The 11,937-nt window shown below is 44.0% G+C and carries 9 protein-coding genes; 5 read left to right on the top strand and 4 right to left on the bottom strand.

What is annotated here, in order from left to right; translation table 11 throughout:
- Positions 1–10 precede the first annotated feature (10 nt).
- Positions 11–1,057 (bottom strand): oxygen-dependent tRNA uridine(34) hydroxylase TrhO, encoded by a 1,047-nt coding sequence (gene trhO, locus PSF27_RS01775; protein WP_206086726.1) that lies wholly within the window; start codon positions 1,055–1,057, stop codon positions 11–13.
- 277 nt (positions 1,058–1,334) lie between these two features.
- On the opposite strand from trhO, the gene PSF27_RS01770 reads away from it, so the two are divergent.
- Both PSF27_RS01770 and PSF27_RS01765 read left to right on the top strand, forming a co-directional pair.
- Positions 1,335–1,967: a DUF1007 family protein gene (locus PSF27_RS01770; protein ID WP_272538699.1), complete on the top strand. Its 633-nt coding sequence runs from the start codon at positions 1,335–1,337 to the stop codon at positions 1,965–1,967.
- On the top strand, positions 1,958–2,965 hold the full coding sequence (locus tag PSF27_RS01765; protein ID WP_272680769.1) for a nickel/cobalt transporter: 1,008 nt from the start codon (positions 1,958–1,960) through the stop codon (positions 2,963–2,965). Before PSF27_RS01770 ends, PSF27_RS01765 begins: the two co-directional genes overlap by 10 nt.
- Before the next feature lie 158 nt (positions 2,966–3,123).
- On the opposite strand, the gene ttrA is transcribed toward PSF27_RS01765, so the two are convergent.
- The 3 genes from ttrA to ttrB are packed head-to-tail and all read right to left on the bottom strand — an operon-like array spanning position 3,124 to position 7,956.
- Positions 3,124–6,198 (bottom strand): tetrathionate reductase subunit TtrA, encoded by a 3,075-nt coding sequence (ttrA, locus tag PSF27_RS01760; protein WP_206086724.1) that lies wholly within the window; start codon positions 6,196–6,198, stop codon positions 3,124–3,126.
- Complete coding sequence (gene ttrC / locus PSF27_RS01755; RefSeq protein WP_206086723.1) at positions 6,191–7,237, bottom strand: tetrathionate reductase subunit TtrC; 1,047 nt, start codon at positions 7,235–7,237, stop codon at positions 6,191–6,193. The genes ttrA and ttrC overlap by 8 nt, the downstream gene beginning before the upstream one ends.
- The gene (ttrB, locus tag PSF27_RS01750; protein WP_206086722.1) at positions 7,219–7,956 is read right to left on the bottom strand and encodes a tetrathionate reductase subunit TtrB; all 738 of its coding nucleotides are present in this window, start codon (positions 7,954–7,956) and stop codon (positions 7,219–7,221) included. Before ttrB ends, ttrC begins: the two co-directional genes overlap by 19 nt.
- A gap of 254 nt (positions 7,957–8,210) precedes the next feature.
- On the opposite strand from ttrB, the gene ttrS reads away from it, so the two are divergent.
- The 3 genes from ttrS to PSF27_RS01735 all read left to right on the top strand — a co-directional run bounded on the left by ttrS (position 8,211) and on the right by PSF27_RS01735 (position 11,699).
- The gene (gene ttrS, locus PSF27_RS01745; RefSeq protein ID WP_206086721.1) at positions 8,211–9,968 is read left to right on the top strand and encodes a tetrathionate respiration histidine kinase TtrS; all 1,758 of its coding nucleotides are present in this window, start codon (positions 8,211–8,213) and stop codon (positions 9,966–9,968) included.
- A 115-nt stretch (positions 9,969–10,083) separates the two neighbouring features.
- Positions 10,084–10,680: a tetrathionate respiration response regulator TtrR gene (gene ttrR, locus PSF27_RS01740; protein ID WP_206086720.1), complete on the top strand. Its 597-nt coding sequence runs from the start codon at positions 10,084–10,086 to the stop codon at positions 10,678–10,680.
- 74 nt (positions 10,681–10,754) lie between these two features.
- Positions 10,755–11,699: a Kdo(2)-lipid IV(A) acyltransferase gene (locus PSF27_RS01735; RefSeq protein WP_272680768.1), complete on the top strand. Its 945-nt coding sequence runs from the start codon at positions 10,755–10,757 to the stop codon at positions 11,697–11,699.
- The last annotated feature ends 238 nt before the right edge of the window (positions 11,700–11,937 follow it).

Raw genomic sequence — 11,937 nt, 5'->3', positions numbered from 1 at the left:
TTATACTCAATTAGCTATCGCTATTTAATAAGCCCTCTGATAAACGGTGGCGGGATTTATTAAATATTTTATTGCTCACTTCACGACCTGCACGGCGAGCACGCTGTTCTTGCTCTGGTAGTTTCATTTCTTCATTGCATGCAGCACTACAGCAACCTTCGTATTTTTCAGCGCAAGTTGGGCATTGGATGAACAGTAGATGGCAACCATCATTGCGGCAGTTCGTGTGTGAATCACAAGGTGCCCCACACTGGTGGCAGTGCGCTAACATGTCATCTGTAATACGTTCGCCCATACGGTTATCAAAAACAAAGTTTTTCCCTTTAAAACGCAAAGGTAAGCCTTGTTCTTTGGCTTTACGTGCATACTCAATAATACCGCCTTCCACGTGATAAACGTTTTTAAAGCCGTTGTGTAGCATGTATGCACTCGCTTTTTCACAACGAATACCGCCAGTACAATACATGACAACATTCTTATCTTTTTGCTCTTGCAGCATTTCCACGGCCATCGGAAGCTGTTCTCTAAAAGTATCCGATGGAACTTCTACCGCATTTTCAAAGTGACCCACTTCGTATTCATAATGATTACGCATATCAACAAATACAGTATTCGGATCATCAATCATTGCATTCACTTCATGCGCTTTGAGATATTGCCCAGTATTTGCAGGGTTAAATGTCTCATCGTCAATGCCATCAGCAACTACGCGATCACGCACTTTCATGCGCAGAACCCAGAACGATTTCCCATCATCATCAATAGCAATATTTAAGCGCAAATCATTCAATGCAGGATCTGTGCGATAAATTAGTTCACGTAAAGCGTCAACATTGGATGCTGGCACGCTGATCTGTGCATTAATGCCCTCTTTGGCAATGTACACACGGCCAAATACGTTTAACGCTTTGAATTGTTGGTACCATTCATTACGAAAGACAGCTGGGTCTTCAATATTAAAATACTTATAGAAAGAAATAGTGGTACGTGGCTCAGTTTCAGCCAACATGCGTTCTTTGAGTATTTTATTTGAAACTTGGTTATGTAACACTGGCATGGTGTTCTCTTTTCCTTTGTAACTAACTAATATTTAAACAATTAACCTGATGACTGTTAAACACAACTGCATGAGATTATTTATTCATATTATCGCTGTTATTGTGTTAATAAAAAACCCTTTATTTTAAGTGGGATTGTTATTGAAATATGATTAAAACGTTTAAATCATTATTTACTTACATAATTAACGGTATTTTAGTGACATTTGATGATTCACGATTTCATTCCGTTATGTTATAACGTTATTAATTTACCACCTTTAAATAGTAGAAATAATGCGATTATTCCCTCTCTTTTTTATTATGTTATCTCTTGTCGTGCCACAGGTAGCGGCTCATCCTCACAGTTTTATTGAAATGAAAATGACCCTTGAAACCAAACAAGATAACTATTCAGGGATAAATTATGCTTGGAAGATGGATCCAATGACCTCTGCTGATATTCTGTATGAACTCAAAGGGGTAAAAAAGGATGACCCACGCTGGAAGCAACAAGAAGCCATTGTGATGGCGAATGTATTAATGCAGGATTATTTCACTGATTTCTATTATCAAGGGAAAAAAGTCAGTTTTAAGCGCATCCCCGATAACTACCATCTTGAAAAAGACGGTTTTTCTCTAGTGTTTTACTTCACTGCGTCATTTATGCAACCTCTACCAATTAAAAGCTCCCATGTGACTCTCCAAACCTACGATCCATCATTTTATGTCAGTATGACCTACCAAAACCCGCAGCAAATTACACTACCTATAGAGCTTGCCGCGACCTGCAAGTTGGCATTAAAAGAAGCCGATATTACTGACTCCATGCGCGCCTATGCCTTTTCATTAGACAAAAATGATACACCAGATGAAGACTTAGCACTTGGTAAGCAATTTGCACAACAGGTGGATATCCAATGCCCTTAATTGCGTTGCGTAACCAAAAATGGCTCGGTGCAGTTATCTTATTAGTGCTTATAGCGTATTGCGCCTTGCAGGTTTACATCCATTGGAACTCATGGTTACAACTAAGTGTTATTTGGCAAAAACAATTAAACCAAGGGCTATCTTACCTTCTCCAAGAAACGGCGACTCGGCCATTTTATGCTGGGGGATTATTGGTCATTGCAAGCTTTGCTTATGGTTTTTTACACGCCCTTGGGCCAGGGCACGGTAAATTAATCATCACCACCTATATCGCCACACAAGCCACTCACTTAAAACAAAGTGTCGTGATTAGCTTACTCGCGTCTTTATTGCAGGGATTAGTCGCCATTTTACTGGTTTCTTTTGTACTCATTTTATTCCAGCTCTCCACTAAACACCTGAACCAAGCCAGTGCTTATGCAGAGCAAATCAGCTACATTTTTGTGATCTTGCTAGGCGTATTTCTTTGTGTCAGTGCGATTCGCCGTCTTTGGCAAATCAGCAAACCAAAAAAATCAGCCGCTTTAACATTGCGAAGCATACAACCACTGAATCAATCCCAACCAAAAATTATTTATAACAAAGTGCAAACCGAGCTGTCTAGCTGCGCTTGTGGGCATCAACATGTTGTCCAATCTGAACAGCTACAAGCGGGGTTCAAAAGTAAGCTACTGATTATTCTTTCGATGGGGATCCGCCCATGCTCAGGCGCAATTTTGGTACTGCTCTTTTCGTATGTGATTGATGCATATGTGTGGGGAATTATTGCTGCGCTGATGATGGCTGTCGGCACAGCGTTAACCATCTGTTTGATTGCGGTGTTTGTTCATCTTATGAGAGATAATGCATTGCGCGTTTCACGTCTAAAAGGCGTTCAACTCTCACCATATTGGGTAATTTCACTTAAAATCATCGCTGGGGTGCTGTTTGTCTTGATGGGCGTTTTATTGTATCAAAGCGGTGCAATGGAACACGCAACCTCACCATTATTGCATTAAAAAAGGGAGGGCTCCCCCTCCCTGGCACTTGCCGAAGTCACAGTGCAATAAACACACTGTTGATGCGCAATGTCAACTGCTCAAAACAAAGTTGCTGGCCTGCAACGCTATGCAGAACCCCGCAAGCTAGCAACTTTTACTACTACGTTAAAACCTAGCTAGCTGATTAACTCAATTTTCGCTGGTAAACCTTGGCGAACAGAAGCACCCGATACCCAATCAAGCCAAGTATTTGCCACTTCACGCGTTGGGTCAGCAAACCCGAGGTCGTTTAAATTAATACCTGAACCATTAGCCGCATTCATCGGCATTGGTTCACCATCTAAATAGTGCTGTTTAGCGCCCATTTCAGTGTGCCCATAACCATGCTCAATCGCTAGTACTCCTGGCATTACACCATCCAACACGCTGACTTGAGCTTCTGCATTTCCACCTGGCGTGGTGATGCGGATCCAATCACCATGTTTTACCCCCATTTTCGCAGCATCATCAGGGTGAATAGCCACAAGGTTGGTCGGTTTAACATGACGTAAGCGTTCAATCACCGTTGTTGAACTGCTCATTACATGAGATTTAAATGACATCAGTTTCAGTGGCCACTCTTTTTCTGGGAACACTTTATTAACGTCATCACCATTCGCCATACGTGGCGGATAGTAAGTTGGACAGCCACTGTAACGTTCACCCGTAATTGCATGACGGTTAGTCCCAACAGTTGGGTTCCAAATCTGCAATCCTTTTTTCCATTGTGGCCCTGTTGCATCGCCATCCCACGCTTTTTCATACGGTGCAAAACGGCCACCGCGTGTGAAGATGTAAGCCACACGGCGCACTTCTTCTGGTTTCAACGTGCGAGTTATCGCAGGTAAAATACGTTCAACACCACTGATTTGGATGTCTTCTGTTGCAGCTTCTGGTACGGGTTTTTCCCCTAACCAAGCCATATTAGCAGCCACGCGCAAGTAGTAATCCTCTGCGGTATTGAGTGAATGCATGTTGCCATCCATGTCCTCAATCACGTTGTCCCCAAAGCCAGGTAATTTCAGCTCTTTTGCTACCGCAATGCAGAAGCTTTCCATTGAAATTGGCTGGCCATCCGCGGTTTTCGCTGTACGGGACTCAACAATTGGCCAACGCGCGGTACTCGCCTTAACTTGAACACCTGACCACGGCGCACTGAAGCCCCAACTTTCAAAATTATGGGTATCTGGCACAATGTAATCTGCCAGCGCAGTGGTTTCATTCATAAAAGCATCAATACCAATAATTAATGGAAGATGTTTTGGATCTTTCAGTTTTTCTTCCATAACCTGACGAATACCCGCGATGCCATATACCGGGTTAGTCATATTGGTGATCCACGCTTTAAGCGCATACGGATACCCCATCAACGCAGACGCCAGTTGCTCCGTTAATTGGCCTTTCGCAAACGGATACCAAGGGGCTTTTGCAGGATACGGTTTTTCACCTGCGGCTAATCTTGCTTTAAATTCATCTGATTTTTCATAGACTTCATTACTGCGCGATAACACAACGCCTTTTGGCTTCACTTTGCCTTTGTAACTCGACATATTGTAACGTGGGCCATCGTTCTCCCCGTTGAATTTACCGCCACCAACAGACACACCGCCTTTCAGGTTTAAATTACCAATCAAGGCGTTAAGCATTATGACTGACCATGCTGTGTAGAAGCCGTTGCCTCCCATCATACCGCCATGGGAAATGACCGCTGCTTTTCTATCATAAGAAGTTAAGGCTTTGCCCAGTGATGCAATGGTTTTCACTGGTACATGGCAGCGTTCGCTATATTCTTCAAGCGTCATGCGATTTGCTGCTTCTTTCAGGCATTGGAAGCTTGATTTTACTGTGACTTCGCTGCCATCATGCAATGTCACTTTGCGGGTCACAAAAAGTTCCGCAGCAGGGACATCATCTGCTAATTTCAACTCACCAGAAGCGTCCTGAACCAAATAGGCTTTTTCATCATCCTCTTCCCCAGTAAGATAAGAGGAAATTAATAATTTGCCTGCTAATGGATGCGCGTCATCAGTGATAACCAAATGGGTGGAGTTGGTCCAACTTTTTTCCCCCATGCCTTCCATTGATTTTTCGCTTGGTACGCTAAGGTATTTTGCATTATAACGCTCGTTTTCGATGATCCAGCGTATCATTCCCATCACTAACGCTGCATCCGTCCCTGGTTGTACAGGCACCCAATGACCATGGTCATTGGCTAATGTTGTCGTTAGTGGCAATGCAGGGGAAACAACCACATAATTAAAAGAATCACGTAAACGTGCTGTCGCTAACTGGCGGCCTTGACGTTTGAACGGGTTCCCCGATTGTGCAGGGGACGTCCCGAGGAATAAGGCAAAACGCACGTTATCCCAATCAGGCTTGACGTGGGCGTTTTTGTCCAAGTCATCCATCAATGCCCCCGAACCTGCTCGGTAAGCGAGGCCACAGTAAGAGCCGTGCGCACCGAAGTTTTTGCTACCAAAGCCGTTTTGTGCAAAGCGACGAATAAAGCCGTCGCGGCCATCGTCCCCTGCGTTAGTCACTAGCAATTGGTTCGCTTTCGGGCCTAATTTAGGCTGTGATGGGTCTAATGGCGTTTCAAGGTCACGAATGGCTCTTAACCCATCCACATGGCCTTCACCGAATAAATCACCGCCTTCAACCACTTCTTTAATCAGTTGTTCAAAGCTAATGCGCTCCCATTTACCTTCACCGCGTTTACCCACACGTTTCATCGGTTCTAAAATACGTAGTGGACTGGTTAAGCCTTCCATTAAGGTCGCCCCACGGGCACATGCCGTTGAACGATGTTCTAAACCTGACTCACCGCTCATTTTGTTGAACGCAGTTTTTAGCGGCATACCATAGGGGAAATGCTCTTCGTGAGATAACGGGTGGTACGGGTTCCCAGCAATACGCAGCACTTCATTTTTCGCTGTATCAACACGAGCACGGATACCACACTGAGTCCAGCAACCAAAACATTGGGTCATCGCCACTACTTGTTCTGGGTTTTCCTGCCAGCCTTTCAGTGCTTGGCCTTCTGGACGCAGTGAGTTGCCATTGAGGCGGTCTAACGTGACTTTACCAGAGGTGCCATTAACCAAACCATCGACTGCACGTTTGGCCACATCACGGTAGCTTGCACCAAATAACGCAATGCCACCGACAACCAAACCACCTTTAAGCCATTGACGTCTTGAGAATTTAGCCATGTTGCACTCTCCTCGCAAACCAGCGAACACCTTCACGAACAATAATTGTTAACGCAATCCACAGACCAAATGTGCCTACAATAGCCATTAAGCCGTCAGTCCCCAGAGGGAAGTGGTATGGATTCGCGATAATGTTATATTTTGGAACCGCTTGAACTTCCATCAGGAAAATCCAACGTAGTGTCCAAGCAAAAGCCATCGAAACTAAGGCTAAAACGGTAATGTAAGGTACTGAACGGATAGCTTTTACATTGCTCACTGACATCACAAATGTGATTAACCACAGCGCACAAACCCCCATCAGCATCCACCAACCTGCACTTGCAGTATCCAACTGTTGGCGTACCGCGATCCCTGATATGGTATCCCCTGATAACCACAGAGCGAAACACACGGCAAATAACAGCAGGGTAATCACTTGGAAACGGGCTAAACGGTTTTGGTATTGTGGCTCTTTGCGAGCACCTAAACCAATCAATGCAGGCAGAACTTGCAACGCACTTAGGAACATTAATACTGGCATCCACCAGCTATACCAGATTGGACGCGCGTTTAAGATTGACGCTTCACGGCCGGTGTACAGCAATAAGCCCATTGCAGATAACGCCGCTAGCAATGCCACCCAACGGGTCGCTTTAAACTCTTTTTTCCAAATCATTTTCACAATCAGGGCAACAAAATATAACCCAATGAATGTGGTGAATAATGGTAATAAAACCGAGCCCCACCACATCCAAGACCACAGTGTTGGGTGTGCGTAGAAATGCCAAACCCGTGCGGTTTGGTGCAAGTCTGCCGTTAACGCGAGTGGCGCGGTGATCCCCATGGTGATCGCGATGAACACAGCGATCATCTCTAATCGGCCATTTTCGCTTTTATTTTGCCAATGCAGGTAACACGCATACAGCACAGCGCAAGAAGCGATTCCGATAAAGAAAAAGTATTGCACGGCCCACGGTAGCCAGAAAAATTCTTGTGGCTGAGCCATAATTTCAGAAATATATGTCACTTGACCGTCCATCAGAACACCTCCTGCCATAATGCGGGTTGCCCTTTGCCTTGTAGCGGCTCTACAAATGCATCATCCAAACCGATATAGAAAACTTGTGGTAATGTGCCACTTTCTGGTTTGAGCACTTTAATTTCCGCTTCATGTTCAGTCAGCATTTTACGAATGGTGCTGTTCGGGTCTTTTAAGTCACCAATAATACGTGCACCGCCCACACAAGATTCAACGCATGCGGGTAATAAACCCACTTCTAAACGATGTGCACAGAAAGTACATTTATCTGCAGTTTGTGTGGAATGATTAATAAAGCGGGCATCATACGGGCAAGCCTGTACACAATAAGCACAGCCGACGCAACGTTCATTATCAACCACAACAATGCCGTCTTCCCGTTGGAAAGTGGCTTGAACAGGGCATACAGGAACACAAGGAGGTGAATCACAGTGGTTACATAAGCGTGGCAGAAGTACGTTGGTAAAACCTTCCTCACCTTTAACCGCCACTTGATATTGGTTAACGGTGGTTCTAAATTGGCCTTGTGGCGTTTGGTTTTCAACCGAGCAACTTACAGTGCAAGATTGGCAGCCAATACAACGACGTAAGTCGATTAACATCCCATAACGTTTTTCAGGATTGCCTTCATGACGCGTTGGAGATAAGTTTAGGCCAGCCTCCGAGATTGGAATTAACGACGCACCCGCCGTCACTGCCCCAATTTGTTGTAGAAATTTTCGTTTACTCAGATCCATAATTGGCTCCAGTATTGACATTGCTAATGCGAAAATAAAAGTTATTAATCAATATGTTATTTGTTTTACAAGCATTATTGACAATCGATTCAGTCCAGTTAAGATAACCGCAGAAATTCTTATTTCTCTTTAAAACTGGTGTGTTATCTTGGTAAAGCTTGTAGTGCCATTGTAGGAAGAGAGGAGCCAGCGCCCTATTGTGGTTTACCACATACCCGAAGCTAAATTGATCTAACGCAACGAATAACCCAAATATGTTAAAAAAATCGCCTATACTGTTGTATCACATACTATTAACCATGTTTTTAACATGGTCATTTCCTGCGATTTCTGCGCAATGGACAATCGGCGTTTTGGCTTTGCGTGGCCCCAGTTCCACACAATCTCACTGGCAACCTTTAGTCGATACGTTAAATGATTCAATTCCAGGAGAACGCTTCACTCTCCAGCCCTTAAATCTCGATGAAATGCGTGAAGCCATTTCCAACCAAAAAATTGATTTCTTACTGACTAACCCAGCACAGTTTATTCAGCTCGACAGCCGCTACCACTTACGGTGGCTACTTTCCTTGCGTTCCGATGTCGAACCTAATAGCACCACCCGCAACGTGATTGGTAGTCTGATACTGGTACGCAATAACAGTGACATGACTGAACCTCAAAATTTGATTGGTAAAAAAGTGGGGGCGATTTCCCCCGATGCTTTTGGTGGGTATTTATTAGGCTATAAAGTGCTGCGAGATTTAGGCTATGACGCCGAAAAAGATTTTCAAATGCAGTTTTTAGGCTTCCCTGCGGATGCCCTGCTGTATGCCTTACGCGATGGTTCACTGTCAGCCGCGATCGTTCCTGTTTGTTTATTGGAAAATATGCACAGTGAAGGGCTAATTGATAAAACGCAATTCCGACCGCTTATTCAACATCCTAGTTCTCTGTCTTGCCTGACCAGCACGGAACTTTATCCCAATTGGTCATTTGCGGCCCTAAGCGAAGTGCCAGATAACCTTGTCGACAAGGTCACTAAAACCTTACTTTCAACAGATAAAAGTACTATGCGCTGGGGAGCCCCCGCCTCCGTTACCCAAGTGGAAACCCTTTTGCGGGATGTGAACCAACATCCACAGCAGCGGCAAATTTGGCAAGATATTGTCAGTTGGACAATTCAAAACCAAATTACCCTTGGCTTTGTTGCTCTATTTTTTGTCCTTCTTGGGGTGAACCACGTATGGATTGCATTTTTAGTTCGCCGCCGAAGTCGTCAATTAGAAGTGGCGCATAACCGACTGCGCCAGCAAGAGGCAGATTTACAAAAAGCTCAAAGGTTGAATATTTTAGGGGAAATGGCTTCAGGATTTGCTCATGAACTCAATCAACCGTTATCGGCTATTCGGCACTATGCACAAGGGTGTATTTTGCGGCTGAATAAAGAGTCGGAAAAGCATCCTTTAATTAATGCCTTAACAAAGATTGACGACCAAGCCCAACGTGGGGCGGATATCATCCGTAATTTACGTCTTTGGGCGGGCAAGCCAGGGCAAGACCCAGCACTAATTTTAAGCCAACAATCTGTTAAACAAGCTATTAAGCATATTTGGCAACTTTTACGCGTTGACCAACATTACCCTAATGCAAAATTATTACTACCAGACACCCAAGATGTGTCGTTGGTACTGCCAGAGACCCTATTGGAGCAATTATTGTCCAACTTAGTCAGCAACAGCCTGCAAGCAGGAGCCAACACATTACACTTTGGTTTTCATTTTGCCCAAAACCGCTTTTTACTGGTCTTGCAAGATGATGCAGGGGGTATGCCTTTAGAACAACTTGAACAAGGGATAACCCCATTCGCAACCACCAAAAAAGAAGGCTTAGGGCTTGGCTTAGTGATTTGCCAGCGCTTGATTCAAAGTCAAGGTGGGGATATTCGTATTGAAAACAACCTGAGTGATGATGGATTAAACGGCTTGCGAGTCACATTAATTTTTAATTATCCCGATAATTTGCACCACTAAGCACTGTATGCCACGCAATTGATAACATTCAGATTAATTATATGTGACAATAGCTTTATTGAGCTGACTAGTATCTATCTTAATAGTCACCCTCTACACGACGAGGTATGTATTTATGCCAGTTATCCATCTAGTGGATGATGACACCGATGTGACCGACGCCTGCCAGTTTTTACTTGAAACGCTGGGCTACACTGTTACCGTTTGGAATGACAGTGAACAATTTATTCAACATGCAGCCCTTCACCAAGAGGGGGTGGTTTTGCTTGATATGCGCATGCCAAAGCTAGATGGTCGGCAAGTCCACCAATATCTGTGCGATCAGCACAGCACCTTAGCCGTGATTTTTCTATCTGGGCATGGGGATATTCCTATGGCGGTTGAGCAAGTCAAACTTGGTGCCGTAGATTTTCTACAAAAACCGATTGATAGCCAACAACTGGCAAAAACTCTTGAGCAAGCTCAACGGCAAACCACGCAATCCACCGAAAATTATCTAATTAAACAACGCTATGAAATGCTAACACCCCGCGAAAAAGAAATCTGTCGCTATGTGCTCCAAGGTTTAATTAACCGTGAAATTGCTGAAGCTACCTGTGTTTCAGTACGTACTGTTGAAGTGCATCGTTCTCGCGTGATGGAAAAAATGGCGGTGAGAAACATCGCTGAATTAATGAGTACCATGCAGTCAGTGAACTTATTAAAAAAATAATTTGATATAATTAGATTCAATTAAACCTAATTAATAAAAATTCACCATTACAGACTAAAAATAATCGGATACTAATGATACCAGCGCCTACTTTTCAAAAACACCTACTTCATCCTCGCTACTGGTTAACGTGGATAGGTGTTACTGTACTTTATCTTCTTGTTTTACTGCCTTACCCTGTTATCTATTGGATGGGGACTCGCCTAGGGTTATTATCCAAGCGCTTTCTAAAAAAACGCGTACAAATTGCCGATCGTAACCTGCAACTGTGTTTTCCAGAGATGAGTATGCAAGATAGGCAACACTATATTGATAAAAATTTCGAATCTGTCGGTATGGGATTATTTGAAACGGGTATGGCATGGTTTTGGCCTGATTGGCGCATTAAACGTTGGGTTAAGGTCGAAGGCCGTGAAAATATGTTATCTGCCCAAGAGACTGGCCGCGGGATTATCGTGCTTGGCATACATTTTCTCACCTTAGAAATAGGCGGGCGTGCTTTTGGTATGCTAAACCCAGGTATTGGGGTATACCGTGCTAACGATAATAAACTGATTGACTGGCTACAAACCCGTGGGCGTTTACGTTCAAATAAATACATGCTCGACCGTAAAGATGTCAAAGGGATGGTACGTGCTCTGAAGGACGGGGAAATTCTCTGGTATGCCCCTGATCACGATTATGGCCCACGCAATAGTACCTTCGCACCGTTGTTTGCGGTTGAAAAGGCAGCAACCACTAATGGCTCACAAATATTACTTCGCTTAGCCAACCCACTGGTTGTCCCTTTTGTCCCACGACGTTTACCCAACGGCAAAGGATATGAGCTTCTCATTCAACCTGCAGTGGATAATTTCCCTGTAGAAGACAATGTGGCAACTGCAGCGATGATGAACCAAGTCATCGAAAAAGAAATTTTGCGTGCGCCCGAGCAATATATGTGGCTACATCGCCGTTTTAAAACGCGCCCACAAGGTGAAACATCTCTGTATGGCGATCTCGATAAAATTCATCATTAATTTATGACAAAATAGCTGTAGCCCTACCTAACAAAGAGTTTTTCCTAAATAGATGGAAAGTTTTCCCTAAATAGTCAGGCCTACAGCGAGGCGCCTAAATGAAGATATCCCAAGGAGCGTACATAAGTACGTGACTTGGGTAGCTGAGTGACGGTAACAACGCTGTCGGTCTGAATATAACAGGAAAATAAGCCAAAAGTTTTCCCTAAATAGTCAGCCCTACAGCGAGGCGCCTAAA

The sequence above is a fragment of the Providencia sp. PROV129 genome, assembly GCF_028482245.1.
Taxonomy (GTDB): domain Bacteria; phylum Pseudomonadota; class Gammaproteobacteria; order Enterobacterales; family Enterobacteriaceae; genus Providencia; species Providencia vermicola.
The sequence above is the reverse complement of the archived record's forward strand: the minus strand, read 5'-3'. Positions and strand labels throughout refer to the sequence as shown.